23 protein-coding genes are annotated in these 26,700 nt (G+C 70.8%); 11 read left to right on the forward strand and 12 right to left on the reverse strand.

Features of this window, described 5'->3' with window-relative positions:
* Window positions 1–317: 317 nt before the first annotated feature.
* From tpx to BR98_RS33585, 4 genes are all read right to left on the reverse strand, one after another.
* Entirely contained in the window at window positions 318–881 is a 564-nt protein-coding gene (tpx, locus tag BR98_RS33570) for a thiol peroxidase (RefSeq protein ID WP_051970749.1), read from the reverse strand.
* A 250-nt stretch (window positions 882–1,131) separates the two neighbouring features.
* Window positions 1,132–1,815 (reverse strand): 4'-phosphopantetheinyl transferase family protein, encoded by a 684-nt coding sequence (locus BR98_RS36840; protein WP_051970751.1) that lies wholly within the window; start codon window positions 1,813–1,815, stop codon window positions 1,132–1,134.
* Window positions 1,812–3,362 (reverse strand): ATP-grasp domain-containing protein, encoded by a 1,551-nt coding sequence (locus tag BR98_RS36845; protein ID WP_051970753.1) that lies wholly within the window; start codon window positions 3,360–3,362, stop codon window positions 1,812–1,814. Before BR98_RS36845 ends, BR98_RS36840 begins: the two co-directional genes overlap by 4 nt.
* Before the next feature lie 9 nt (window positions 3,363–3,371).
* The gene (locus BR98_RS33585) at window positions 3,372–4,646 is read right to left on the reverse strand and encodes an ATP-grasp domain-containing protein (RefSeq protein ID WP_232247810.1); all 1,275 of its coding nucleotides are present in this window, start codon (window positions 4,644–4,646) and stop codon (window positions 3,372–3,374) included.
* A 394-nt stretch (window positions 4,647–5,040) separates the two neighbouring features.
* Here BR98_RS33585 and BR98_RS33590 point away from each other — a divergent pair, with 394 nt between their 5' ends.
* Genes BR98_RS33590 through BR98_RS33605 form a run of 4 tightly spaced genes read left to right on the forward strand, consistent with a single transcriptional unit; the run spans window position 5,041 to window position 9,122 of the window.
* Window positions 5,041–6,309 (forward strand): MFS transporter, encoded by a 1,269-nt coding sequence (locus tag BR98_RS33590; RefSeq protein WP_157538041.1) that lies wholly within the window; start codon window positions 5,041–5,043, stop codon window positions 6,307–6,309.
* On the forward strand, window positions 6,306–7,313 hold the full coding sequence (locus BR98_RS33595; protein WP_157538043.1) for a thiamine pyrophosphate-dependent dehydrogenase E1 component subunit alpha: 1,008 nt from the start codon (window positions 6,306–6,308) through the stop codon (window positions 7,311–7,313). Before BR98_RS33590 ends, BR98_RS33595 begins: the two co-directional genes overlap by 4 nt.
* Window positions 7,310–8,308 (forward strand): alpha-ketoacid dehydrogenase subunit beta, encoded by a 999-nt coding sequence (locus BR98_RS33600; protein ID WP_232247812.1) that lies wholly within the window; start codon window positions 7,310–7,312, stop codon window positions 8,306–8,308. The genes BR98_RS33595 and BR98_RS33600 overlap by 4 nt, the downstream gene beginning before the upstream one ends.
* A 34-nt stretch (window positions 8,309–8,342) precedes the next feature.
* The gene (locus tag BR98_RS33605) at window positions 8,343–9,122 is read left to right on the forward strand and encodes a glucose 1-dehydrogenase (protein ID WP_035850920.1); all 780 of its coding nucleotides are present in this window, start codon (window positions 8,343–8,345) and stop codon (window positions 9,120–9,122) included.
* Between the two features lie 50 nt (window positions 9,123–9,172).
* Here the strand turns inward: BR98_RS33605 and BR98_RS33610 are convergent, their stop codons facing one another.
* The gene (locus BR98_RS33610; RefSeq protein WP_035850922.1) at window positions 9,173–10,144 is read right to left on the reverse strand and encodes an alpha/beta hydrolase; all 972 of its coding nucleotides are present in this window, start codon (window positions 10,142–10,144) and stop codon (window positions 9,173–9,175) included.
* Between the two features lie 551 nt (window positions 10,145–10,695).
* On the opposite strand from BR98_RS33610, the gene BR98_RS33615 reads away from it, so the two are divergent.
* From BR98_RS33615 to BR98_RS33640, 6 genes are read left to right on the forward strand one after another with little or no spacing between them, the layout of a single operon-like run.
* A complete protein-coding gene (locus tag BR98_RS33615; RefSeq protein ID WP_157538045.1) occupies window positions 10,696–11,739 on the forward strand; it encodes a hypothetical protein in 1,044 nt (347 codons plus the stop codon).
* Window positions 11,739–13,100 (forward strand): hypothetical protein, encoded by a 1,362-nt coding sequence (locus BR98_RS33620; RefSeq protein WP_035850923.1) that lies wholly within the window; start codon window positions 11,739–11,741, stop codon window positions 13,098–13,100. Before BR98_RS33615 ends, BR98_RS33620 begins: the two co-directional genes overlap by 1 nt.
* Window positions 13,101–13,107: 7 nt before the next feature.
* A complete protein-coding gene (locus BR98_RS33625) occupies window positions 13,108–13,884 on the forward strand; it encodes an SDR family NAD(P)-dependent oxidoreductase (protein ID WP_051970762.1) in 777 nt (258 codons plus the stop codon).
* A complete protein-coding gene (locus tag BR98_RS33630) occupies window positions 13,881–14,657 on the forward strand; it encodes a hypothetical protein (protein ID WP_035850924.1) in 777 nt (258 codons plus the stop codon). The genes BR98_RS33625 and BR98_RS33630 overlap by 4 nt, the downstream gene beginning before the upstream one ends.
* A gap of 23 nt (window positions 14,658–14,680) precedes the next feature.
* Entirely contained in the window at window positions 14,681–15,484 is an 804-nt protein-coding gene (locus BR98_RS33635) for a carbon-nitrogen family hydrolase (RefSeq protein ID WP_035850926.1), read from the forward strand.
* A gap of 32 nt (window positions 15,485–15,516) precedes the next feature.
* Window positions 15,517–16,509: an alpha/beta hydrolase gene (locus tag BR98_RS33640; protein ID WP_198042327.1), complete on the forward strand. Its 993-nt coding sequence runs from the start codon at window positions 15,517–15,519 to the stop codon at window positions 16,507–16,509.
* A gap of 70 nt (window positions 16,510–16,579) precedes the next feature.
* Here BR98_RS33640 and BR98_RS33645 read toward each other — a convergent pair whose 3' ends face one another.
* The 4 genes from BR98_RS33645 to BR98_RS33660 all read right to left on the reverse strand — a co-directional run bounded on the left by BR98_RS33645 (window position 16,580) and on the right by BR98_RS33660 (window position 20,977).
* Window positions 16,580–16,837 (reverse strand): phosphopantetheine-binding protein, encoded by a 258-nt coding sequence (locus tag BR98_RS33645; RefSeq protein ID WP_035850928.1) that lies wholly within the window; start codon window positions 16,835–16,837, stop codon window positions 16,580–16,582.
* A 110-nt stretch (window positions 16,838–16,947) separates the two neighbouring features.
* Entirely contained in the window at window positions 16,948–18,582 is a 1,635-nt protein-coding gene (locus BR98_RS33650; protein ID WP_035850930.1) for an AMP-binding protein, read from the reverse strand.
* A 68-nt stretch (window positions 18,583–18,650) separates the two neighbouring features.
* Window positions 18,651–19,892 (reverse strand): MFS transporter, encoded by a 1,242-nt coding sequence (locus tag BR98_RS33655; RefSeq protein WP_035850933.1) that lies wholly within the window; start codon window positions 19,890–19,892, stop codon window positions 18,651–18,653.
* Window positions 19,889–20,977, reverse strand: coding sequence for an ATP-grasp domain-containing protein (locus tag BR98_RS33660; RefSeq protein WP_232247814.1), 1,089 nt, complete (start codon window positions 20,975–20,977; stop codon window positions 19,889–19,891). The genes BR98_RS33655 and BR98_RS33660 overlap by 4 nt, the downstream gene beginning before the upstream one ends.
* Window positions 20,978–21,628: 651 nt before the next feature.
* Between BR98_RS33660 and pdxR the strand changes: the two genes are divergently transcribed.
* Window positions 21,629–23,068 (forward strand): MocR-like pyridoxine biosynthesis transcription factor PdxR, encoded by a 1,440-nt coding sequence (pdxR, locus tag BR98_RS33665; RefSeq protein WP_035850945.1) that lies wholly within the window; start codon window positions 21,629–21,631, stop codon window positions 23,066–23,068.
* Here pdxR and BR98_RS33670 read toward each other — a convergent pair.
* The 3 genes from BR98_RS33670 to BR98_RS33680 are packed head-to-tail and all read right to left on the reverse strand — an operon-like array spanning window position 23,065 to window position 26,670.
* Window positions 23,065–24,342: an ATP-grasp domain-containing protein gene (locus BR98_RS33670; protein WP_035850947.1), complete on the reverse strand. Its 1,278-nt coding sequence runs from the start codon at window positions 24,340–24,342 to the stop codon at window positions 23,065–23,067. The two genes, pdxR and BR98_RS33670, sit on opposite strands and share 4 nt — an antisense overlap.
* Window positions 24,335–25,570: an MFS transporter gene (locus BR98_RS33675; protein WP_035850950.1), complete on the reverse strand. Its 1,236-nt coding sequence runs from the start codon at window positions 25,568–25,570 to the stop codon at window positions 24,335–24,337. Before BR98_RS33675 ends, BR98_RS33670 begins: the two co-directional genes overlap by 8 nt.
* A complete protein-coding gene (locus BR98_RS33680; RefSeq protein ID WP_051970766.1) occupies window positions 25,567–26,670 on the reverse strand; it encodes a nitric oxide synthase oxygenase in 1,104 nt (367 codons plus the stop codon). Before BR98_RS33680 ends, BR98_RS33675 begins: the two co-directional genes overlap by 4 nt.
* Between the last annotated feature and the right edge of the window lie 30 nt (window positions 26,671–26,700).

A 26,700-nucleotide genomic window follows, 5' to 3' on the forward strand; every position in this document is an offset into this window, starting at 1 on the left:
AGCTCCCAGCTCCCGCTCCTCGCTCCAAGGCCCGGATGTTGCGGCGATCTTACAGCCGTCAGACGCGCCGCCCATAACGTCCTGGACGCCACGAGCGGTCCGTTCAGGCGCTCAGCCGGGGCCGCCCCAACCGGGCGCCTTCGGCGTTGTGGTCGCCGAGGACTCCACCGGGTGCTCGGCGCAGGGAGATGGAGGACGTCGAGTGGAACCCGTAGGACAGCTGCTTGGTCCCGGGAGGCCCCCAGCACAGCAGCGAGCGCGGATCTGGGGAGCGGCCGGCCCGCTCCGCTAGCTCCGCCGGCGCCCGTCCCAATGCGTCAGGGCAACTGGTCCAGCGCCGCCAGCGCCGCCTCGTAGTCCGGCTCGCGCATCTGGTCCGCGACGTACTCGGTGTAGGCGAGGCGGTCGTGCCGGTCGATGACGAACACCGACCGCTGGAGCAGCCGCCATTCCTTGAGCAGCACGCCGTAGTCCTGCCCGAACCGCGCACTGCGGTGCGCCGACAGCAGTAGGTGGCCGTTCCCCGGTTCGCCCGCACCCCGCGCGGCCAGCGCGAACGGAAGGTCCATGCTCACCGTGTAGAGCTGGACCGAGCCGTCCGCGACCCGGTCAGCCAACCGGTCCTCCCAGGAGCGGGTCTCGACCCTGCACACCGGCGTGTCGATCGAGTTGATCACGTTGAGCAGCCGCACCGTGCCGCTGGTGTCGGAGAGTTGGACCTGGCTGATCGCCCCGTCCGGCTGCGCCAGCCAGTCCAGCGTGAACCCTGGAGCCGCCTGCCCCACCTGGAGCCGCTCACCCAGCACGGTGAGACGCTCGCCCAACTCGAAAGCCTCGCCGGTGCGCTCCGGCACGATCCTGCTGGCATCCGATCTCCGCATGGAGCTGACGGTACGCCGGCTGACGCTTGATCGGGACACCGCGCGCAGGAGCAGGCGGGTGACACCCGATGTGGCGAGGCTGATCCGCCGACCGGGGGCGGCGCGCCGATCCGTCGGCCGTGTCGCGGGGCGGTCCCCGGGCGTTGGCAGGGCATGAACGCCATGAACGAGGGACCCGACCAGGAAGACGGGGGGGCCGGGCCGGCCCCGGGGGAGCCGCCCCGTGCCCGGACGTGGGGCGGGGCGGCCTTCAGCGCGCGGGTCTCCGGTTCAGCACGACGACCGTGCCCTGGTAGCCCGGTGCTACCGGTACCCCGCGCTTCAGCCAGCTGTGGCCGTAGCCGGCTGGTACGGCGGAGACGGCGCGCAGGCCTTCCCCGGTGCACTTGGCCAGCGCCTCGTGCGAGGTCCAGAGGGCGTACCAGCGCTCCAGCCGCCGATCGGCGGGCGCCCGCCGCAGTTGCGAGCGCTCTGCCTCGGTGAACACCCGGGCCGCTATCCTGTCGAGTTGCGGGCGGGACGTGACCGTCTCGATGTCTATCCCGACGCGCAACCCGACGGCGACCGCCACGGCGGCGAAGTCACCGGTGTGGGACAGGTTGAAGTCCAGTCGGGCCGGCCCGCCGCGGCTCACGGCGTACGGGCGGCCGCGCTCGTCGCGGGCGAGTTCGATCCGCGCCGGAGCGAGCCGGTGCCGGCGAGCCAGCGCGAGCCGAGTCAGCGCACGTCCGGCGAGGAAGCGATCCGCCGAGCCCGGATCCGCCATGCCCGCGGCCTGCTCGACCTCGGCCGGGGCGAGCAGACCGGCGCAGCTGAGGCCGGGCGCCGGGCCGTTCCGGACGATCCGGCTGACCCAGGTCTCCACCTGACAGCCGAAGGCGGTGAACCGGCGCAGCCGGGGACGTTGGAGTCGGAGCGGGCCGATCCGGCTCATCGGGTGGCCGGCGGCGCCATCCGTACCATCAGTTCCTCGACATCGCCGACGGTCAGCAGGTCGGCGCCGGCCTCCTCGTCGATCGCTGCCGGGACCAGCTCGTCCTCCAGTGCGATCGCGAGATCCAGCAGGGTCAACGAGTCGTAGCCGAGGTCTTCGACCAGTCGGTCGGAGGACGCGGCGACCGTCGCACCCGACGGTGACATCTGCGCGATGATCTCGCGCACACGCACCTGGAGGTCAGGGATGTCCACCTGCGTACCCTTCTCGTCAGCCTGGTCGAGCCGGAGCGCCGAGCGGACCAGTTCGTCCACCTGCTCCAGGCGTTCGGACAGTTCCGGATGGCTGTCGGCCACCAGAAGCGTATGACCGAAACGCCCGCGGAAGTCGCACGCGGGTCCGAGTCTGGTCTCCGGGGCGGCAGCGACCTCAACCTCTGTGCAGCCCTTGACGCCGCGCAGTCGCTCGGTCAGGCTCCTGGGTTCGAGAAGCACGGCCGAGCGCTCGGTCGTGAAGTACCGGATGGCGGCGCACCGTACCGGCGTCGAGGTGGGATCGGGCGCGGCCTGCGGCAGGCCGGCGTGCGAGCGGACGGCAGCCTCCCACAGGTCGAACCCCCAGGCGTGCCGGACGAGCCACGGAATGCGGTCGCCGCCGAGTCTGGCGCCGACCTCCATCACCACCGGGCCGGCCGGGGTCAGCCGAGCCTCCAGGTGGAACGCGCCCACCGTGATCCCCAGGGCCCGGACGGCCCGTTCGGCAGTGGCCACCAGCAGCGCCCGCTCGGCCTCGGTCAGCGGCGCGTCCACCAGATGGCCGATCTCGACGAACGAGGGCTCGGGCCCGAGCTGCTTGGAAGTCACCGCCGACACCTGCGGTTGCGGGCCCTGCGGGGTCTGCCTGAGGTAGCCCTCGACGCTGTACTCGGGCCCGGCGACGTACCGCTCGATCAGCATCTCCTCGGCGATCACCTGGCCCAGGTCGACGTGGCTCCGGTCGAGCACGGCGGCCACATGCTCGCGAAGCTCGGCGAGGGTGTCGATCCGGCGCACCAGTTGGCTGCCGGAGCCGTCCACGGGCTTGGCGACGGCGGGTGTGCCGACGGAGGCGAGGACGGTGGCCGCGTCGTCGCCGGAGCCGAGGGCGGCTCCGGGGGCGACCGGGACGCCGGCCTCGATGAGAGCACGCTTCATCAGGCGCTTGTCCCGCAGGGCCCGCGCGGCGACCGGGTCAATGCCCGGCAGACCGAGCTTGTCGGCCACCAACGCGCAGGTCTCCACCGCGTACTCGTAGCCGGGGACCACGGCGACCAGCTCAGCGGCGCTGTGCAGGGACGCGGCTGCGCTCAGCACGACGTCGTGGTCCCGAATCTCCAGCCGGGTGAAGTCCGCGCCGCCCTCGGCCAGCGCGGCCTGTACGGGAGGCGGCAGCTCGGCGCGTTCGCGGCGGTCGAAGACGTGCGGGCGCAGACCGAGCCGCCGGGCGGCGTCGACCAGTCCGACTCCGGACGAGCCGGGCTCGATCACCAGCACGGTGGTGGCGGGCATCACGGGTGCTCAACTCTCCTGTCCGTCAGCGACAGTGGCGACCTCGGCCACGTCGTAGAAGCCCTGGCCGTCCAGCCAGCGCAGCGTACCGAGGTCGCGCAGCAGCACCTCGTCCACCTCGTGGGCCAGTGACACCGCCAGCGGGTAGGTCGAGTCGTCCACCGTCGGGGCGATCGAGCCGCCGGGTTCGACCATCATGTGCAGCTCGCGGAAGCTCTCCAGGGCCCGGACCTCCTCCAGCCCGCGGTAGCCGCGCAGGATGCCCCGGGCCGGCGACACCATGCCGGCCCAGGCCACGCTCCGGCTCATCAGGTAGTCCTCCTGATGGCGCTCCAGGAAGCGTTCGGGACGGGTGAAAGCGTCGACGGTCCAGCTGATCTGCGACTCGCCGGTGGCACTGTGCGTGTAGCCGGGCAGGTCGAGCCCCGAGATCCGGGCGCCCACCTCGATGATGCACGGACCTTGCGGGGTCAGCTTGATCTCCACGTGGGCCGGGCCGTGCGCGATGCCGAGTGCGTCGAGGACCTGGAGACCGTAGTCGACGATCTGCTCCTGCACCTCGCCCCGGCGCGGCAGCAGTTGACAGGCGACGGCCAGGTCGCGCTTGCCGTTGGCGCTGATCCGATGGGTCTTCCAGATGTCGCAGACGTGGTGGCGGCCGTCCCGGCTGACCGTGTTCAGCAGGTACTCGGCGCCGACCAGGTACTCCTGCGCCACCACGCCGTCACCGGCCTCCGAGAAGATGTTCTCGCGGCCCGCGAGGGTGCGCAAGGCCCGCACCGACTCCTCGGGGGTGTCGCACCAGAACACGCCGTCGTTGGCCGCGCTGCGCAGCGGCTTGAGGATCGCCCGGCCGCCCAGCCGCTGGTGCCAATCGCGCAGTTGGTCCTCGTCGCGGACCAGGATCTGCTCGGCTCCGCGGAGCCCGCTCGCCTTGATCCGTTCGACCATGGCGTACTTGTCGCGCCGCGCCCGGCTCAGCGCGGTGCCGTTGGTCGGGATCGGCTGACGGGTGGACAGCTGCTCGCTCAACGCGTCGGCGAGCTCCACGCCGAGCTCGCCGCCGGCCAGCACCGCCAGCGGTTCGAACGGCTCCAACTGCGCGGCGGTGGCCGCGATGTCGCCGTGGTGCACCAGGTCGGCCAGATAGGGATTGGGGTCCGGCTTTCCGGCGTAGAGCCGGGGCACCTCGGTGGTGCTCTGGACTCGGACCGGCTCGATCCCGTCCTCGATGAAGGCGGCCGCGAGTCGGCGTGACAGGGCATAGGTATCGACGAGAACCACACGCCGGGTAGCCAATTGACTGGGCCTCTCTAGCAGCTGGCGATCTGGGGGAGCGAGGGCGGTCGACAGGTAGCGCAGTAGGAGGCCGTCGACTGAACTCGACGGCCTTGCCCTGCCGGAGAATTGCGCCGGTGAACGGCGCCTGAAGCGCCGTGAAATTCCCCCAGTACTGCGGCGGTCGACAGCGAATGCCTGACCGGCAATGGGATCTCAACACACCCCCGTGGACCTGTCAACAGCGCTCCGGTCAGCAAGGTTGTCTTGCCAGGGACTCTTCAAAAAACCTCGAACAGCTTGTACGGTGGAAGTGAAAGCGCACGTCCGGACCGCGTACTGAGGCTCCTTCTCGAGGGGTTCTCCGGCGTTGTCACCAACTCCCTTACGCCGTACCGGGGTGCCGCCGAATCGGGGGATCGGGGTTTCGGAAATCAGCGGGCGCGCGAAAGATTTGATGTACCGTCAGTTCGGCGGTCTGCCACGGAGCTTCTGGATCGTCTTCGCCGGCCAGTTCGTGAACCGGATCGGCAGCATGGCGGTGCCATTTCTGGTGCTCTATCTGGGGAACCAAGGCCTTTCCGCCTCGGACGCGGGGACCGTGCTCGCCGCGGTGGGCCTCGGCGGACTGGTTTCGCAGCCGATGGGCGGCGTGCTGGCCGACCGTTTCGGGCCGCGCATCGCCCTGGTGGCAGGGTTGTCGGCCAGTGCCGTGAGCATCGTGCTCCTGGGCGCTGCCCGCGGTCTGCCGACCGTCCTCGCGGCCGCCGTGCTGGTCGGCGCGGTGGCTGACATCTACCGGCCGGCCGCGGCCGCCCTGGTGGCCGCCGTGGTGCCCGCGCAATCGCGCCCACGGGCCTACAGCCTGATCTACTGGGCGGTGAACCTGGGGGTCGGGCTCGCCGGGCTGCTCGCGGGTCTGCTCGCCACCTACGGCTACGGCTTGCTCTTCCTGGTCCAGGCAGCCGCGGCCGCGGCCTTCGCGCTGTTGGTCGCCATCCTGGTGCCCGGGCGGTCCGCGACGGGGTGGTCCCCGCCTGCGACCTCGCGGTCCACGACCGTCGGGCTGTTGCGGGATCGGCTGTTGCTGGCGCTGATCGGGCTCAACATCGTCAGCGGCCTGATCAATGCTCAGATCACTGTCGGGCTGCCGCTGGCGATCAAGAACAGCGGTCTGTCCTCGGTGGTCTACGGCGCGGTGTTCATGGTCAGCGGCCTGCTCATCGGTGTACTGCAGCCGCTGCTCGCCGGCTGGCTCGAGCGGTTCGACCGGATCGTGGTGCTCTCCGTCTCCTGGGCCGTCTTCGGCCTCGGCGTCGCGGCCACCGGTCTGGCGCGCACCGCGCCGGAGTACCTGGCAACCGTGGTCGTGTGGACTCTCGGCGAGATCGGTGCGGCCAGCTTCGTCGGCGCGATCATCGCGGACCTGGCCCCCGCGCACGCTCAGGGCCGCTATCAGGCAGCCTTCGGCTGGTCCTACGCGGCCGCCCAACTGCTCGGCCCGCTCGGCGGCGCCTATCTGTACGGATCGGTCGCGCCCTGGGCCCTGTGGTGGTCCTGCGGGCTGCTCGCCGTCCTCGGCGCGGCCGGTGGCCTGGCGCTGGTGGCTCCGGTCCGACGCCGGAGCGCTGCGCCCGCTTCCACCCCACTTCTGGAGAACGCACTGTGACTCAAGCCATGCGCAACCACGGCTCGTACCCACCGACCTCGACCGCGATCGACCTGCTGGAGCTCTACCGGCGGATGCGGGTGCTGCGCCGGATGGACGAGGTGCTCGCCGAGTTGGTGGCCGACAAGCTGGTCACCGGGCCGATGCACCTCGGGATCGGCCAGGAGGCGACCGGGATCGGTGCCACCGCGGCGCTGCGGCCCGGCGACCTGGTCACCGCCACGCACCGCCCGCACGCCCAGTACGTGGGCCTCGGTCTGTCGTTGGGACGCACCTTCGCGGAGATGATGGGCCGGGCGGACGGACAGTGCGGCGGCCGGGCCGGGCACATGCTGATCGCGGACCAGGAGCGCGGCCTCCTCGGCCCGTCCGGGATCGTCGGGCACTCCCTGCTGCTGGCGGTGGGCCACGGCTTCGCCCAGCGGCGGGCCGGGCAGGGCGCCGTCACGCTCTGCGTGACCGGTGACGGTGCGGTCAACTCCGGTGCCTTCAACGAGGCGTTGAACATGATGGCGCTGTGGCAGCTGCCGGTCGTGGTCCTGGTGGAGAACAACGGCTACGGCCTGAGCGTGCGCCTGGACCGGCACTCCCGCGAGACCGAGCTGTACAAGCGGGCGGCCGGCTACGGAGTACCCGGAGTACTGGTGGACGGGAACGACGTCGAGGCGGTGCGCGACGTGGTCTCGGCGGCCGCCGAACGGGCCCGTGCCGCGCAGGGGCCGACCCTGGTGGAGGCGCTGACCTTCCGCAACACCGGCTTCTCCAGCTCCGACCGCGGCGGCTACCAGGACCCGGGCGAGGGCGCGGAGTTCACCGATCCGCTGGAACTCGCGGCCCGGCGTCTGGTGGCCGGCGGCACCACGGCGGCGCGACTGGCCGAGGTGGACCAGCGCGCGGCCCAGGAGGTCGAGGAGGCGGTGGTGTTCGCCAAGGCGAGCCCGTGGCCGGATCCGGCGGAGCTGTTCGAGTACGCGGCCAAGTGGGACCAGGGAGCGCTGCTGTGACGGGGACGACGACCGCCAGGATGACGTACGCGCAGGCGCTGAACGACGCGCTGCGCCTCGAGATGCTGGCCGACGATCGGGTGGTCGTGCTCGGTGAGGACGTCGGCCGCTACGGCGGCGTCTTCTCGGTGACCCGGGGCCTGATGGACGAGTTCGGCGCCGACCGGGTGCTGGACACGCCGATCTCCGAGAACGGGATCGTCGGCGCGGCGATGGGCATGGCGATGAGCGGCCTGCGGCCGGTGGTCGAGATCATGTACACCGACTTCCTCTGCCTGGCCTTGGACAGCATCGCCAACGGCGTCGCAGCCTTCCCGTTCGCCTACAACGGGCAGGTGACCATGCCGGTGGTGGTGCGCACCCAGGGCGGAGCCGGGATCAACGCCGGTCCTCAGCACTCGAAGTCCCTGGAGGCCTGGACCGCCCACCTGCCCGGTCTGCACACCGTGCTCCCGAGCAACCCGGCGGACGCCAAGGGCCTGCTGACCGCGGCGCTGCGCTCCGACGAACCGGTGATCCTGGTGGAGCACAAGCTGCTCTACTCGACCGAGGGCGAGGTCCCGTCGGGGGAGCACCTGGTGCCCCTGGGGACGGCCCAGGTGGTCCGCCCCGGCACTGACGCGACCGTGCTCGCGCTGTCCCGGATGGTGCCCGAGGCACTGGTGGCGGCGGCCCGGCTCGCCGAGCAGGGCCTGGACTGCGAAGTGGTCGACGTGCGATCGCTGCGACCGCTGGACGTGGCCACGCTGGCCGCCTCCGCGCGCCGGACCGGACGCGTGGTCGTCGCGGCAGAGGCGTGGGTCCGGTACGGACCGTCGGCGGAGATCGCGGCGGCCGTGACCGAGAGCGCGTTCGACGACCTGCGTGCACCCGTGGTCCGGCTGGGCTCGCTCGGCGTTCCCTACCCCGCGAGTCCCGCACTGGAGCAGGCCGTGCTGCCCGACGCCGCGGCGATCCAGCAGGCGGTCGAGCAGCTGGTCAAACGCACTCCCTGAGCGCACCGGCTGAGGCAGTAGCAGACCAACACCCATGGAACGGAGCACCCAGGTGCGCTTTCTCGACAAGTCCGTCCTGGTGACCGGTGGCGGCACCGGGATCGGCCGGACGACCGCGCTGGCATTCGCGGCGGCCGGCGCCCGGGTCACCGTTTCCGGTCGGCGGCCCGAGCCGCTGGCCGAGACGGTGGCGCTGATCGAGGCCGCCGGCGGCTCCGCCGTCGCGCTGCCGGCCGACATCACCGAGGAGTCCGAAGTCGCCGCGCTGGTCGAGCAGGTGATCGCCCGTCACGGCCGTTTGGACGTCGCCTGCAACAACGCCGGCGTGCCCGGATCGGGGCGCCGGCTCCACGAGTTCGGCCTCGCGGACTGGCGCCGGATCACCGACACCAACCTGCAGGGCGTCTGGCTCTCGATGAAGTACGAGATCCAGGCCATGCTTCAGCAGGAGGGCGGCGGAGCGGTGGTGAATGTGGCCTCGATCGCCGGCCTGGTGGGATACCTGGACGCGGCTCCGTACACCGCGGCCAAGCACGGCGTGGTCGGGCTGACCCGAAGCAGTGCGATCGACTACGGGCCCAAGGGAGTTCGGGTCAATGCGGTCTGTCCCGGGCCGGTCTTGACGCCGATGCTGGAACAGGCCCGTCGTGACCGGGGCCCGAGCGCCGACGAGTTCTATCTGCGCAACATCCCGTTGGGACGGCTGTGCCGACCCGAGGAGGTCGCCTCGGCCATCCTGTGGCTCTCCTCGGACGAGGCCTCCTACATCACCGGGCAGGCGCTGGGTGTCGACGGCGGCTGGACCGCGCACTGATCCGGATCATGGGGCGGCCTCCGGCCGGGCGGCCGCCCCATGATGGGGTGTCAGTTCCTGGCGAACGCCCGGCGCAGCGCGGCGCTCTGCTCGGCCAGCGCCCGCACCGAGAGCCCCGCATGCGGAACCGCGGCATCGAAGCTGTGGAACCCGCCCGCGAAGTGGTGGAGTTCGACCGAGACGCCGTCCTCCAGCATCCGGGCCGCGTACGCGATGCCCTCGTCGCGCAGCGCGTCCACCTCGGCGACCAGGACGTAGGCGGGGGCGACACCGGTGAAGTCGACCCGTCGAGCGGGGACCGCGTACGGGTCCTCGGTCCCGAAGGCGGGGCCCAGGTAGTGCCGCCACATGTGGTGGCTGTCCTCGATGTGCCAGGCCGCGGTCCGCGGGTAGCGGCGCATCGAGTCGGAGTCCAAGCGGTCGTCCAGGGCGGGGAAGAGCAGGAGTTGCAGCACCAGTTCGGGGCCCTGGCGGTCCCGGCACATCAGTGCGGTGGCGGCCGCCAGGGTGCCGCCGGCGCTGCTGCCGCCGATCGCGATCCGCCCGGCGTCCAGGCTCAGCGACTCGGCCTCGGCGGCGACCCAGCGGACCGCCGCGTAGCAGTCCTCGGTCGGTGCCGGGAACGGGTTCTCGGGCGGTCGGCGGTATTCGACCGAGACGATGGCGCAGTCCGTGTCCAACGCGAGTGCGAGCAGGCGGTCGTGCTCGGTCTCGAGGTCTCCGGCGACGAATGCTCCGCCGTGGAAATAGATCAGGACCGGCGCCGACTCCTGGAGCCCGTCCGGGCGGTAGATCCGCACCGGTATCCGCCGGCCGTCCTCGGGGACGGTGAAGCTGGTGTCCTCGGTCCGTACCGAGGCCTCGGCGGGAGCCTTTCCGCGGAGCGCTCGGGAGATCTTGACGGATCTGGCGAAATTGCGCCGCGATCCGAGCGGGTCGGCGAAAGCCACATAGGGCTGGAGCTGGGCTGCCCTGGCCAGTTCGGAATCCAGCCGGTCCGCATTTCCGGTATTCAACGTCATGGTCAAGACTCTACCGGCTGAGCGACTTGTTCAGGCAGACCGGCCGACAAACCGGCCGCCCGCCGATGATCCGGTTCCGGACCTGAGGTCGGGCGACGAGGCTCATGCACGTAGCGTAGTGACCATGGTCCAGTAGGTCCGATTTTGTCGAGTTTGACGGCTCGTCAGGACTGGACGGACTGGTCGCGTCTCACCCTCCGTGGGTTCAACTGGCCCAAAATATACGGAGACTGACGATCCACATACCTATTGACAGGCTCACGGTCGGCTGACTACGGTGCTATTGGCAATGAGGCGAGCCATCGCGGGGGGCGGTCGTTCGGATTGTTCATCCCTTTGCCATTCGCGCATCGCTCAGTCGAATCCAAGCAGCTTTATCGGCGCCTTACCCATAGGCTCCGAAGCGAGCTGCTTTCTCGTATGCCTACCGGCAACCAGACGTTTGGGACTGACTCACCATGGGAACTACAGCCCAGCTCACCATAGATACTCTTCTTGTCCTCGGATTCGGAGTCCAGCATTCCGTGCTGGCGACTCTGCGAGTCAAGCGCGTGGTCAAGGCGAAAACCGGAATGGAGGCGCTGGCCTGGCGTTCCGTCGAGTCGCTTTCCAACGTGCTCTACATCCTCTGCGCCGGCGCGCTCTGGCAGCACACCAGCAACGTGGTGTGGCACCTGAGCGGCGTGCCGATGGTCGTGATGCTCGTCCTCGCAGTCGCCCACTGGCTGTGGTACTGGCAGCTGCACCTGTTCGAGTACGACTGCGGACTGGCCTTCGGATCGACCACCCTGGTGGCGCAGATCGCCGGCGCCCAGGGCCCGAAGCTGATCTCCTGGAAGGTCGGCAGCCGCCGCTGGATCCGCTTCCCGGTGCACACCGCGTTCTTCGGCATGTTCTTCTGCCTGCCGACCATGACGACCGACCTGCTCCTGCTGGCCGTGGTCCTCAACATCTACAACGTGATCGGCAGCATCCTCTACGACAAGCGCCTGATCACGCTGGCGGGCGACGCCTACCGTCCCTACCTGGACGTGACCGGTCTGATCTGGCCGCCCGTCTACCGGATGCCGCGCGGTGCCGCCGACCTGGAGATGCCCGCCCCGCAGCACTGGCGCAAGCCGCTCATGCACCTGCCCGGCCTGGTCGTCGGAATCGGCCTCGGTGTGCTCTACCACTTCCTGATCGGCGCCAAGGCGGACACCCCGATCGAGATGGCCAAGGCCGGCGGCGCCGGTCTGCTGGCGGCCGTGCTCTCCGGCCTGGTGATCGGCACGATCAGCAAGCCCGAGGCCAAGGACTGGGGTCAGCAGCAGACCGACCTCTCCACCACGGTCGCCCTCTCCGCCGCCATCGGCGTGGTCACCTGGGCCACCATCGGCTGGGTCCAGACCGGTTCGGCCCCGGCGTTCACCGCCTTCCTGCCGCTCTGGTTCACCGTGCAGTACCTCGGCCACGTCTTCGCGTTCCTCGCCAACCGCAAGAAGTGGTCGGTGAGCCTGATCCCGGTCGAGACCACCGCGGCCACCGCCGCGCAGCCTGCCAAGTCTGCCTCCGTCCCGGTCGCGGCTGCCGTCGCTGAGCCCCGGAGCGTCTGATGTCCCTGCGCACCACCCCTGCGCCCGCGGCTCGGACCGAAGTGCTCGACATTCCGGTGCGGGTTCCCGCGACCCGGACCCCGTACTGGCACACCGACAGCCCACTGCTGGCGGTCACCCACGTGGACCCGCAGTACGCGCGGCTGCGGGAGTTGTTCCCCGAGGGCTGGGTGCACCTGGCCCAGGCGAAGTCCCTGATCGACGGCGTGGCCGCACTGGAGGTTCCGGAGGTCGTCCCGGCCGCCGTGCACCTGCGGCGGGTCGCCCCGCTGCTCACCGCGGCCGCCCACGAGCTGATCCAGTTCGCGGAGACCGAGCAGGTCGGCGCCGCCGCCCCGGCGGCCGAGCAGGCCCGCACCGCGGCGGACCGGCTGCTGCACTACGCCCACACCCAGGTGTGGAAGGAGATCATCCTCAGCGAGCCGGTGCCGGGCACGCCGTGGCTCTACTGCGGGCCGCTCAACACCTGGGCCATGAACACGGTCAACCTGCCGATCGGCATGCTGGTCGTCACCCCCAACGCCTCGCTGCAGCAGGAGATCGAGGCCGTGAACGTGCTGCTGCCCGGCATCCAGCCGGTCATCGGCGGGGTGCTGGGCGGCGCGGCGAAGTCCATCCAGCCGGAGCACCCGACGATGCAGATCGTCGACCTGCTGCTGGCCGGTGGCGAGTCCCGGGTCGGCCACAAGAACTTCGCCCACTTCTTCCCGTTGGAGGCACCGCACTCCCGGGTGGAGGGGCCCGAGTTCACCGTGGTCTTCGCCAACGTGCACGCCGACCGGTTGGAGCGCTGCTCGCTCAACCTCCTGGACCGCTACCAGGAGGCGGGTGAGGCCACCGACCTGCAGGAGACGTTGCGGGCCTCGCTGCGCTGGTTCCGCTGCCACGACCTCGCGCACTTCTGGCGGCGGACGGCCGTCGAGGGGAACGGGAGCCCGGCGCCGGGCCTCACCCCGTTCGAGGCGATGACGTTGGAGGAGACCTACGCCGACGTGTTGGGCCTGGTCTCCGCAGCCTCGTTCTTCCCGGGCACCTCACTCGGACAGGCCTACCTCGCCGAGCTGCTGCGCTACCTGTCGCGCCGCCACCACCACTTCGCGGACAGCGGCGCGGCGATGCTCACGGCCGGCTGGCTGGTCGCCAAGGGCGTCTCGCTGCAGAACCGCGACGACCACTGGCTCGACAAGGCGCTGCCGCTGCTCGAGGAGTTGGCCGTTTGCCTGCACCGCGCGCTGTGGGAAGCTGACTCGACCGACCTCGACGAGCTGCGCGACGCGCTTGCCATCGGTACCCGGTACCGCGACGGGCTCGCCGAGCTGTACCAGACCATCCCGACCGACCTCGAATACACCTTCGGCTAAGGGAATCATGCACAACCGCACTGTCATCATCTCCGGGGCTTCCTCGGGCATCGGCCTGGCCACCGCGCGGCGCTTCGCCGCCGCCGGTGACACGGTCGTGAACTTCGACCTCCAGCCCCCGGCTCCCGAGGACGCGGTGGGCGAGTGGGTCCAGGTCGACGTGACCGACTTCGCCCAGGTCGCCGCCGCGGTCGACACCGTGGCGGCGACGCACGGCGGCATCGGCGTCGCCATCGCCAACGCCGGTATCAGCCTGCGCCGCACCTTCCTGGAGATGACCGAGAAGGACATCCGCAAGCTGCTGGACATCAACCTGATGGGCGTCATCGCGCTCTGGCAGGCTGCCGCCCGCCACATGGTGGAGGCCAAGGAGGGCGTCCTGCTCGCGACCGCGTCGACCAACGGCACCGCCGGCTACCCCTACTACGCCGACTACAACGCCTCCAAGGCGGCCGTGCTCGCGCTGTCCCGCTCGCTGGCCCTGGAGCTCTCGCCCTACGTGCGCACCGCCTGCGTCAGCCCCGGCTACGTCATGACGCCGATGCAGCGGGCCGAGTACACCGACGAGATGCTGGCCGAGGTGAACGAGCGGATCCCGGCCAAGCGCCACGCCGACCCGGCCGAGATCGGCGAGGCGTTCTTCTTCCTCGCCTCGCCGCAGGCCAAGTTCATCACCGGGCAGCAACTGATCGTCGACGGCGGCGAGCTGGCCGGCGGCACCGCCTCGGCCCACGGCGTCGTCTTCGCCGCCACCCAGGACTCGGAAGGGAACACCTCCGCATGACCATCACCCAGGAGCAGCCCGCCACCCTGCCCGCCGTCGCCGACGTCCTCGGTGCGGCCGCCGAGCGCTGCGAGACGGTCGACCTGGGCGCCGGCCTCACCGCCTTCGTGATCAGCCGCCCGGGACGGGTGCTGAACCTGTCGGACCAGGAGCGGATCTACCAGGCCCTGATCCCGGTGACCACGAGCAGCTTCGGTGCGGACATGACCCCGTACTGGACGCAGCGGAGCAAGGAGGGATACCTGGAGCGGCTGGCCGAATTCGTGCTGATCTCGGACTCCGAGGGCACGATGGTCGGCTGGACCGGTTTCCACATCCTGCCGTACGACACCTTCACCCTGGTCTACCTGGACTCGACCGGGATGGTGCCGACCCGCCAGTCCGGTGGCGTGATGCGGGCGTTGATGCGGCGTCAGGTGGTCGACTCGGGGCTGGCCGACTGTCCGGCGGACCGCCCGGTCTACCTGACGGCGCGCAGCGAGAGCCCGATCTTCTACCGGCTCATGCGCAAGCTGCTGGACTCCGGCGAGCTCTACCCGCACCCGCACCAGCCGGCGCCCGAGGACGTGGTCGAGGCAGCCCGGCACCTGGCGAAGTGGCTGGGCCAGGAGGACATCCTGGACGCGCCCAGTCTGACCGTGCGCGGCGCCTACCAGGCGCTGGACGAGCTGTACGGGGAGCTGCCGACCACCGGCGACGCCGACCTGGACAAGCTCTTCCGCGGTCAGCTCGGCCCGCTGGACGCGTTCCTGCTGGTCGGCCGCGCCCGCTGAGGCCCACTCGGCCAAGGAGTCTCATGCGTCTCACCCTGATCCAGGCGGAGACCGACCGAACGCTGCCGTTCGAGCAGCGGATCGCCGTGGCATGCGAGCAGATCGCCGCATGCCACGGCGCGGACCTGGTCGTCCTGCCCGAACTGTGGGCCACCGGCTACTTCCACTTCGACGACTACGCCGCCACGGCCCAGCCCCGCTCGGGCGAGGCCGCCCGGGCACTGGCCGCGGCCGCTCGCGCGGCCGGCGTCCACCTGCACGCGGGCAGCCTGGTGGAGCGGGACGAGCAGGGGCGGCTCTACAACACCAGCCTGCTGTACGGGCCGGACGGCGAACTGCTGCACGCCTACCGGAAGATCCACCTCTTCGGGTACGACTCCCGGGAGTCGGCGCTGCTGACCGCAGGCCAAGGCGCCGCTGTGGTGCCCACCCCGTTCGGCCGGATCGGCCTGGCCGCCTGCTACGACCTGCGGTTCCCGGAGCTCTTCCGGGCGCAGACCGAGCAGGGAGCCGAGCTGCTGCTGCTCTCGGCCGCCTGGCCGCTCGCCCGGATCGAGCACTGGCAGCTGCTGCTGCGGGCCCGGGCGATCGAGAACCAGGCCATGGTGGTCGCGGTCAACGCGGGCGGCCGCCAGGGGGAGGTGGAGCTCGGCGGTCACAGCATGGTGGTCGACGCCTCGGGCCAGGTCCTGCTGCAGACCGGCTCCGACCCCGAGATCCGCTCCGTCGACCTGGACCTCACCAGCACCGCGCAGGCCCGCCGCACCTTTCCCGCCCTCGCCGACCGACGGCCGCCGAGCGCTCTCGAAGCTGTGCCAGAAATCTGACGCCGCGCCACATCACCGAACAGGCACCGACCTTGACCCTCATTGTTCCCGATGGAATCGACCCCGAACTCGCCAGGTCGGCGGGCCTCCAGCCGGATCTGGACTTCGCCGACCCGCCGCACGTCCGCGCTTCGCTGAACCGGGCGTTCAAGTTCTCCAAGGCCATGCGCCCGGCGCCGTCCGCACTGGACGGGCTCACCACGACCGACCGCCACGTGCCGGCCCGCGAAGGCTCTCCCGACATCCCGGTCCGGGTCTACGACGCCGCCGACCGCCCTGCGGCCTCCGCGGCCCTGGTCTTCTTCCACGGTGGCGCGTTCGTCGCCGGAGACCTGGAGACCGAGGACGCCCGCTGCGCCGAGATCGCCCGCCGCACCGGCGCGCTGGTGGTCTCCGTCGACTACCGGCTCGCCCCGGAACACCCGTTCCCGGCCGGCTTCCAGGACTGCTACGACGTCCTGGTCTGGGTGGCCGACCAGGCTGCCGAACTCGGCGTGGACCCGAACCGGATCGCGGTCGGCGGCAGCAGCGCCGGCGGCGCGCTGGCAGCGGCGGTGTCACTGGCGGCCCGCGACCTGGGCGGCCCGCGCATCATGCTGCAGATGCTGCTCTACCCGGTGATCGACGACGCGCTGGACACCAGGTCGATGAAGGAGTTCGACACGACCCCGGGCTGGAACCAGCCCAACAGCGTGCACATGTGGAACCACTACCTCGGGACCGGGGACCGCGGCGAGGTCTCGCCGTACGCCGCCCCGTGGCGGGCCACGGACCTGTCCGGGCTGCCCCCGGCCTACGTCATGACGGCCGAGTTCGACCCGCTGCGCGACGAGGGGATCCGGTTCGCCGTCCGGCTGCTCGCCGCCGACGTGCCGACCGAGCTGCACCAGTTCCCCGGCGCCTTCCACGGCTTCGACGCGGCCGCCCCCGAGGCGACGCTGACCCGCCGCTCGCTCGACGAGCAGTGCGCGGTGCTGCTGCGAGCAGCCGCCATGAGTGTGGAGCCCGCCCCGGCCGACGCCTGACGCACGGTCGGACACAGCACAGTGGCCCGCCGCCCCGGTCTCCCGGGGCGGCGGGCCACCGCACGTGCTGTCACGCCTCGGCGCGCGCCTTCGCGATGGCCGAGGCGATACCGCGCACGGTCAGGTCCGCCAGTACCTCCTCGGCCTCCAGGTAGACCTCGAACTGCTCCTCGATCTCCGAGAGCATCGCGATGATCAGCAGCGAGTCGCCGCCCAGCTCGATGAACGACACGTCGTGTGCGACGTCCTCGCGGTGCAGCAACCTGCCCCACAGCTGTGCGACCTCGTCCACCGGTACTGCCAGGGAGGGCGTCTGTCCCTCGGTCATGTCAGGTGTTCCCCTCGTGCGAACCGGCCCTGGTCGGGCCGGGTGGATCGGATCCGGATCGGTGGATCGGATCGGGGTCCCGGGCCTCGGGTTCGAGGCCCGGGACAGTCCTACAGTGGTGCCAGGCGGTCGGCCACCGCGGTCCTGACCGCTTCCCGGTTGATCTTCAGGTTCCGGTTGAGCAGCGGGCTCTCCGGCGTCAGCGCGCCCTCCAGCAGTGCCAGGTGGCGGATCTGCAGATCTGTTCCGAGCCGGGAGTTGATCTGGGTGATGGCCCCCAGCACGGCGGCCCGGGTCTGCTCCTCGGAGCCCTCGTAGAAGGCGGCGGCGGCCAGCACCCCGGTCTCGACCTGGAACAGTGCCGCCTGGTGCACACTGCTCGGCCGGCACAGCTCGGCCTCCAGATCCTCGGTCTGGATCTTCTGGCCGCCGGTGGTGATGATGATGTTCTTCTTCCGGCCCTTCAGGTGCAGGTAGCCGTCGGCGTCGAACTCGCCGATGTCCCCGGTGGCGATGGTGTCGGCGGCACGGAAGACCAGGGCGGTGTCCTCGGGCGACTCGCCCTCGTAGCCGACACACAGGTGCCACTGGTGCTGGACCAGCACCTCGCCGTCCTCGCCGATCCGCACCGTGCCCGGGTACACCTCGGTGCCCACCGAGCCCAGCCGGTTGCCTTCGCGCCGGTTCCAGGTGAGGTACCCGATCTCGGTCATGCCGTAGATCTGGTAGAGCTCGAATCCGGCGTGGGTGAAGAACTCCAGCATGCCGGGACGGACCGGTGCGGAGCCGACCAGCATCAGGCGCAGCGAGCCGCCGTACATGTCGTGGAACTCGCGGAACACCGAGCGCCGCAGCTCGCGTGCCTGCGCATCGGGCAGTTGCTCCGCCGAGGCGGCGGCCGCGTCCAACCGGGCGCGCTTGTCCGGGTCCAGGTTGCGGTAGCGCTTCTCGACGAACTCGTAGAAGTTCGGCGGGCCGAGCATGATGGTGGGCTTGGTCAGCGGCAGCGTCGGCAGCATCCGCGCCGCCGTCGTCATGATGACCTCGCAGCCGTTGCGGATGGCGAGGTAGCACAGGTACCGCTGCTGGAAGGTGGACAGCGGCAGCGCGATCATGATGCGGTCCTCGGGCCCGCAGGGGTAGGCCGCGCTCTGCGCCTCGACCAGGGCCTGCACCCCGGGCCAGGCGAGCAGCAGGCACTTGACCCGGCCGGCCGTCCCCGAGGAGAAGGCCAGGGTGAACACCTCGCGGTCGCTCACCCGGACCTGCTCGCCCTCCGGGGCCGGCGGATCGGCGACCGGCTCGACGGCCGGCTCGGTCAGGACCTGTTCCAGCGCGCCGACTTCGGGGCCGTCCGTGCCGGAGCGGCTCTCCTTCCCGGCGAACATCGCCGCCAGGCCGTAGCGGGCGGCCACCTGTGCGTTCGACGTCCCCTTGAAGTCCGGCACCGGGACCGCCACCGGGACGGCGCCCAGGTGCAGCAGGGCCAGATCGAGGGCGAGCCACTCGTAGGAGTTGTGGCCTCGGATGCCGATCCGGTCGCCGGGGCCGACGCCCCGCCGGGCGAGCCCGGCGGCGAGCGCTTCGACGTCCTGGTGGACCTGGCTCCACGGGACGAGCCGGGTCTCGCCCCGCTCGACGAGGCGGACACCGCCGGTGCGGGCGGCGCGCAGCCAGTCCATCAGTACGCCGGGGCGCGGGTCGTCGACGGCTTCGGTCGAGGCGGACGGGTGGTCAGTACGCACAGTGGGACTCCCGGGTGACGGCCACGCGGTGCCGTTCTGGCGGAATCGAAGGGAAGGGGTTGGTCATGTCAGGCACTGGCCGAGGCCGACCGCGCCGCCAAGCGGTGCGCGGACCGCCCGGCCACGGCGATCCCGGCGCAGGCGAGGACGCCGACGACCAGGCAGGCCGCCCACAGGGCCCCGGTGGACCGGCCGTAGACGAAGATGCCGATGGCGGGCCCCAGGGCGAAGGCCACCGCCTGGACGGTGGCCAGATAGCCCTGGTAGCGGCCGATCCGGTCGGCGGGCGAGAGCGCGGCCGTGGCGCTGCTGACAACGGGCGAGAAGAGCATCTCGCCGGCCGACCAGACGACCACGCCGAGGGCGATCAGGAGGTAGGAGTGCAGCGCCCCGCACATGGCGATGCCGATCGCCATCGCGGCGGTGCCCAGCGCCATCGGGACCCACCAGGGCAGGCGCCTGGTCCAGGCGCTCAGCGGCATCTCGGCGATGATGACCAGGACACCGTTGAGGGTCAGCAGCGAGGCGTAGGCACTGGCGCTGTGCGCGGCGCTGACCGCCAGTGAGACCGTCGAGGAGTACTGGACGTACACCACGGTGATGCCGAGCACCGCCCCGAAGAAGGCGAGCAGGCCCAGCGGGGTGTGCCCGGTCCGGTCCTGGTCGGCCGCCGGCCCCGCCTCGGCGTCGGTCGGCTTCGCCGAGGGGTGGCGAAGCCCGAACCAGAGCACGGCGGCGAAGACCGCGTAGCAGCACGCGCTGGCCAGGAAGAGGCCCTTGAGACCGTGGGGCGCGATGAAGACGGCGATCACCGGGCCGAGCGCCGCACCGAGGTTCAGCGCCAGCCGGAAGAACGCGAAGGTCGGCACCCGGTCCCGTTCGCGGGTGTTGTCCACCAGCAGCGCGGACGCGGCGGGCAGGTACGCCTGCGCGAACAGGGCGGCGAGGAACACGCCGACCAGGGCCGTGTTCCGGTTGGGGGAGAGGCCGATCACCGCCAGCCCGCCGCTGGCGAGCAGGGTCGAGGAGACCAGGGCGATCCGCCGGGAGAAGCGGTCCGCGGCCCAGCCGCCCAACAGCGAGCCGATCGGGGTGGCCGCACCGACGAAGAGCAGCACGATCGGCATCTGCGTGAGCGAGAAGCCGAGTTGTCGCAGGAAGAGCACCAGGAAGGTGGAGAAGAACGAACCGGTGCGATTGAGGAACACCCCGGCCACCAGGACCTTGACCGGTCGCGGAGACTTCAGCACCACCTGGAGGATCGAGCGGTCCGGGGCCTGCGACCGCTCGGCGTCGGTGTCCGTGCTCATCGGGCGCCCAGCGGCGTACCTTCGACGACCACGTCGGCCCGCACGGCTGCGAGCCTTGCCTGACAGTCCGGGCGGCTCTCCGCGGTGACGATCGCGATCGCGATGCGGGAGAGGAACCCCTCCGGCGGCAACTTGACCTCGGTGCCGGCCGGTACGAACGTGGTGAACTGTTCCAGGCCCGGGTGCTCGGCCTCGCCGCGCAGCGCCACGGACTCCAGCCGGATGTCCTGCTCGGGGTAGATCATGCCGATCGCCGCGTGCACCGAGCGGTCCGTCGACAGGTCCGGCTCCAGACCCACCGCCACACTGGCGGCGGCACCCGCCACATCGACTCCGCTGGAGAGGTGACCGAGGTAGGGGATCAGGTCGCCGCCGAGCCGTACGTTGATCTCCACGATCCGCGGTCCGCGGCTGGTCAGCTTGAACTCGCTGTGGCTGACCAGGCGGTCCAGCCCGACCACCGCGTGTGCCTGGACCACCATGTCGATGGCGGCCGCCAGGTCCGGGTGCTCCGCCGCCGGGACGATGTGGCCGGTCTCCTCGAAGTACGGCGGGAAGCCGATCTCCTTCTCCGCGACGACCAGCGGCGTGGTGCGGCCCTCCCAGGTCACGCAGTCGACGCTGTACTCGGGGCCGTCGAGGTACTCCTCGATCAGGACACCGCTGTGGGCGGAGGCGGTGCCGTCGGGAGCCTGCGCGTCGGCTGCGACCGTGAAGGCGGTCAGCAGCTCCTTCTCGTCCTGGACCCGGACGACGCCGATGCTCCCGCCGAGGGCGCGCGGCTTGAGCACGACCGGATAGCCGATCTCATCGGCGGCGCGTATCGCCTCCTGCTCGGTCAGGGCCACCGCGAACCGGACCGGGCTCACGCCGGCCTCGGAGAGCAGGGCGCGCAGGGCGCTCTTGTCCTTGCAGTGGCGGACCGCCTCGGCGTCGGTGTACGGCAGTCCCACCGAGGCGGCCAGCCTGGCCACCGGCTCGACCAGCAGCTCGTCGTAGGTGAGCAGCCCGTCCGGCGCGACCTTGCGGACCAGGGCCTCCAGCACCTCCGGATCGTAGGAGCCGACCACATGAGACTCTGTCACATACGGCTGCTGCCACGATATTTCGGAATCACTGGCGAGGATGATGTCGACCCGCCTGCTCATTGCCGCCAGAGCATATTCACGGAATGGCTTCCCGCCACTGCCGATAACAAGGAGGCGCCGGTTCGGCATGTGAGAGCTCTCCACTCGTGGATCGGTGGTTCTGTCGCGGTCATGCTAAAGGCTGTCACATCAGCCAGTCAACGATCCCAGCAAAATCTGACATGCTGTCATCTGGCTTGTCAGGGAAGGGCGCTGGATGTGAAATTCGGCACCCTGGGGCGGCCGCTTTCAGGCACGGCGGCACGACAAAGCAGCGCTCCTAGGACAGTGTCATCGGACCGGTCAAACCGCCAGTGGCGCAGGACCGCACGTCCTGTGAAGTTCCGGTCCGTAAGTCGCCGTCGACCCGGCGATTCCCCCAGTGCTGCGCGCCCTCCGACGTGATGCCCGCTCAGGCGTCCGCCGGGGGTGCAAGTGCCCCTGCGAGGACTGTACCGTCGCAGGTGGACGGGCGCTACCGGTCCTGCGGATGTCGCCGGAGCCCTGTGCACACGAAAGGCGCCTGAACCGCCCGTTGCCCGGCATTCCGAGCCCGCGCGGCGGTCGGTGATTCTCTGGCCGCGCAACATGTCGCTAAGGTCCAGTTCCATGTCTACTGAATGGTCCACCGCGTCGCTCGATCTTCATCTGGAATTGGATCTGAGCCGACGCCACGGACGGGCGGACAGGTTGGTGGCGGCGATTCGCGAGGCGATTGATGCCGGCCGACTGCTGCCCGGCGGCAAGATGCCGTCCACTCGCAGCATGGCATTGCAACTCGAGGTCGCCCGCGGGACAGTGGCCAGCGCCTACGAGCAACTCGTGGTCGCCGGGTACCTGGAGGTCAGTCACGGCTCGGGTACCCGGGTGGCACCGCTGCGGAGCCGGAGCGAGGACGCCCGGACATCGAGTGGACCGGCGGCCGCAGGCTCACCCGCGCCGAGCTGGAACCTGCGCCCGGGGCTGCCGGACGTCACGCTCTTCCCACGGACGGCATGGGTGGCGGCCACCCAACGGGTGCTCCGCGAGGCCCCGGCGGAAGCCCTCGACTACGGAGACCCGCGCGGCCGACCCGAGTTGCGCCTCGCCCTGGCCAACTACCTGGGGCGGGCCCGGGGTGTGGTCGCCCACCCGGACCGGATCGTGGTCTGCCACGGCTTCACCCAGGCGCTCGGCCTGCTGGCCAAGGTGATCGCCGACCGGAAGGCGCCGACCATGACCTTCGAGGATCCGTCGTACCCGCTGTTCCGGGAGATCGTCCGCACCGCCGGGCTGAGCACGCTGACCGCCGAGGTCGACGACCAGGGGCTGCGTCCCGAGACCCTCGGCCCGTCGAGCGCGGTGCTGGTCACCCCGATCCACCAGTACCCGCTCGGCGCGGAGCTCTCCGCCCGCCGCCGCCAGGAGCTGATCGCCTGGGCGCGCGAGGCCGACGCGGTCATCATCGAGGACGACTACGACGGGGAGTTCCAGTTCCACCGCAAGCCGACCGGGGCGCTGCAGGCGCTGGACCCCGGTCGGGTCGTCTACGCCGGCACGACCAGCAAGACGCTGGCCCCCGGCCTTCGGCTCTCCTGGCTGGTGCTGCCGCCCGACTGGGTCGAGCCGGTGGCGGTGGCCAAGCGCAACGCCGATCAACACTCGGCCGCGCTGGGCCAGATGGTGCTGGCCCAACTGATCACCTCCGGTGCTTACGACCGGCACATCCGGCGCTGCCGGGCCCAGTACCGGGAGCGGCGCGCGCGGCTCGCCGAAGTGCTGGCCGACCACGTGCCCCAGGTCGAGCTCGTGGGCCCGAGCGCGGGTCTGCACGCCTTGGTCCGATGGGCCGAGGACGGGCCCAGCGAGCGCGACATGCTGCTCGCCGCGAAGCGGGAGTCGCTCGCCCTGAGCACGCTGGGGCCCTACTGGGCAACGCCCGGTCCGCACCAGCCGGGTCTGGTGCTCGGCTACGCCTCGCCGCCGCAGCACGGCTACGCGGGCGCCCTGGCCGCCCTGACCAGGGCCTTCGGCAGGGTCTTCGACCAAGGCACCCGGAACACGCCCTAGTCCACCCTGATGTCGAGCAACGCCTCCACCTCGGCCGCCAGCTGATGGATCCCGATCGGGTGCCCGGCCGGATCCGGAGTGGACCAGACCGACAGAAGGCCGCAGATGTCGAACCCCTCAGGGGCGTGCCCGATCCGGTCGCCGGGAGCGGCGAGCGCGTAGTACGCGCGAAAGCCCGGATGGCGCCAGGCCTCGCCGACCTGGTTGGCCGCGACCGTGCCGGACCGGTAGACGAATCGGATGCAGGTGGCCAGGCGGGCCGGAGTGCGGCGGGCGGCCGCGGCCCGGGCAGCGGCGGACCGACCTGCGGCGGCCAGCAGGAAGGCCTCGACCAGGTCGATGCGGTGAGCGTCCCGGATGTTGCGGTACACGTGACCGCCGCTGATCCGGGTGCTGAACTCGACCAGCCGGAAACGCCCTTCGGTGTCCTTGCGGAACTCGGCGTTCAGCAGGCAGGTCTCCAGATCCAGCGACCTGCTCAACCGGCGCATCACCGCGGTGAGTTCCTCCTCGGTGGCCTGGTCGACCCCGGGCAGGGTGTACAGGTCCTCCTCGAAGAACGGCGGCGGACTGAGGACCTTCGAGTGGATCCCGCCCAGCTGGAACTCGCCGTCGACGACCACCCCGTCGCAGGTGACCTCCTCCCCGGGAAGGAACTCCTCCAGGAGCGCCCAGCTGTCGTCGAGCTGGTCGTAGAAGTGGTTCTGACCGGAGGCGGCCAGCGTCCGGATCTCCGCCAGGACCCGTAGCGCGCCCGCTGCGTCCGCCACCAGCTCCACGTGCGAACTGCTCGCGCCCCGGGTGGGCTTGACGACACAGGGGTAGCCGACCTCGGGCAGGCCCGCGGTCAGCTGCCGGTCGCCGATCGCCCAGTGGCCCGGCGTCGGCAGCCCGGCTGCCGCGAAGTGCGCCCGCTGCCGCGCCTTGTCACGCGCGGTCGCGTCCGCCACGGGTCGGGACCAGCTCACCCCACGGGCGGCGTTGGCCTCGCCGACGGCCTCGATGTCGGTCTCCTGGAAGGTGACCGCGAAGGCCGCGTCCCGCTGGTGCAGCACGTCCTTGACCGCATCGAGCAGCGCGCCGGTGGCGCTGCCCGACGGCAGCAGCCGCACCGAGGCGTAGCGGGGGTCCTGCTGGGCGCCGGCGTCCTCGGTGACCAGGTGAACGGCCAGGCCGAGCCGGAACATCGTCTCGACATGGTCGTGGCGGGTCAGCAGGCCCTGGCGCATCGCCAACACGACGTCCAGTCCGTCCAGCGGGGGCAGCTCACTCATTCGTCTCACCTCGGGTGGTTCCGATCAACAGGATGGCCAGCGCCAGGACCGCGGCGAGGGCGAGCACCCCGATCCAGAAGCCGTGGCGAGCCTCGTTCCAGAGCGCGACCCCGACCGCCGGGCCGATCGTGAAGCCGGCGGTCTGGGCAACGGCCAGCAAGCCTTGGTAGCGGGCGAGTTGGCTCTGCGGGGCGAGCGCCGCGACGGCGGCGTTCGCGACCGGCGCGAAGATCATCTCGCCGACGGTGAACAGCACGATCCCGCCGATGATGGCCCAGCTCTGGCGCAGCAGGCCGGCCAGCACCAGCCCCGTCGCCATCACCAGGACCCCTCCGGCCAGCGGGACGCGCCATGGAGCCCGTCGGGTGACGGAGCTGATCGGCAGTTCCCCGCCGAGCACGACGAAGCCGTTGACGGAGAGCAGCATCGCGTAGAAGGCCGCTGACTGCCCGTCGGCGGTGAGCTGCAGCGGCAGGGCGGAGAGGTGCAGGGCGTACACCGCGGCGACCACGAAGAGCAGGCCGCACAGGATGCGCACCTGGCCCGTCCGAGCCCGCTCGGCCGCGCCGGCGCGATCGTCTGGCGCGGGTTCGTCCTGCTGCTGCGGGCCGTCCGAGCCGGACCGGCTGCGGGCTCCCCACTGCAACACCGCCGCGCAGAGCGCACAGGTCGCGGCATTGACCGCGAACAGCGTGGTGAAGGAGTGCAGGGCGAGCAGGCCGGCCAGCAGCGGGCCCACGGCACTGCCCAGGTTCAGCGCCAGCCGGAACAGCGCGAAGATCGGCACCCGGTCCTCGGGACTGCTGTGCGCCGCGAGCAGAGTGCTCGCGGCCGGCACGTAGGCCTGGGAGGTGGTCGAGACCAGGCAGACCGCCAGGCCGACGGTGAGGTGCTGGTGAGCCTGCGAGAGCAGCACGAGCGAGGCCGAGGAGGCCGCCATCGAGAGCACGATCACCCGATGGTTCCCGTACCGCCCCGCGAGCACCCCGCCGGCCCAGGAACCGATCATGCTCGCCGCCGCGATCGCCGTCAGCGCGTAGGTGAGCAGTGCGCCGGAGAAGCCACGGCTCTGCAGGAAGAGCGTCGCGAAGGTGGCGAAGAACGATCCGAGGCGGTTCACGAAGACGCCCGTGACCAGGAGCTTGACGGGCCGTGGGGCATGCCGGACCACCGTGGCCACGGACCTGCGCGGCGAGGTGCCGGGTGCCGCGTCGGTGAGAGCCGTCACTGCTCGACCGCCCGGACGGCGCCGGTCACCGGGCAGCTCAGCACGGTGTCCTGGCTGACGAAGTTCGGACGGAGACCGAAGTCGGGGGCGTCGTACGTTCGGTGGTACGTGGGCGTGGCGCTGGCGGAGAGCGGGGGATTGACCCAGGACCACTGGGTCGGCACCGGCCGCCCGGCCTGGCCCTCGGCGTCCACGTGGTTGAGGAACTGGCGGGCCGCGCTGTGGTGGTCGACGATCAGCACGCCGGCCTGGCGGTAGCTGTGCAGGACAGCATAGGTGAGCTCGACCAGGGCGCGGTCCTTCCACAGGGTGCGGTCGTGGCGGGTGTCGAGTCCCATGCACGCGGCGACGTCCGGCAGGACGTCGTAGCGGTAGGTGTCACTGAGATTGCGGGCGCCTATCTCGGAGCCGACGTACCAACCACTGAACGGCGCCGCGGTGTAGCTGATTCCGCCGATCTCCAGGCCCATGTTGGAGACCGCCGGATTCGCGTGCCATTTCAGCCCGAGTTCGGCGATCCCCGGCAGCTCCGGATGACTGATCGGCACCTCGAGCAGCGCGTCCGCCGGGACGTCGAAGGCCCGTGGGTGATCGCCGGGCATCTGGATGATGACAGGCAGGACATCAAATGCCCCACCAGTCCCGTTCCATCCCAATGCTTGGGCCAGCTCGGTGATTTCCACATGCAGCGGATCGCCGATCACCGTGCCGTCGGCCTGCCGGTACCCGGCGTAACGGATCAGCTGGGGGTTGAGAATGCGGATCTCGCCCTGTGCGGTGCGCGGAGCGAAAATCGTTATCACCGAGCGTAGCTGGCCCTTGTTGGTGGACTGCCGCAGATGCTCCCAACAGGCCTGCGCGACCTCCTCGGCGGTTCGGCAGTGCCGGAAGTCGAGCAGTCGCAGTGAGCGCCAATGCATCCGACCGATGCACCGTGCGTGGTTGCGCCAGGCGACCTTGGCCCCGATCAGCAGCTCGTCAGGGGTGTGCTGGTAGCTGCCGTCCGTCTCGATGGCCCGTCTGACCTCGGCCAGCCGGGCCTTCGGCAGGTGGCTGAGCTCTGGCAGTCGGTAGAACGCCTCCGCCTCGCGCCACAACACCTCCCTGGCGTCGGGGCCTTCGGTCGACTG

The sequence above is a fragment of the Kitasatospora azatica KCTC 9699 genome (genome assembly GCF_000744785.1).
GTDB lineage: Bacteria > Actinomycetota > Actinomycetes > Streptomycetales > Streptomycetaceae > Kitasatospora > Kitasatospora azatica.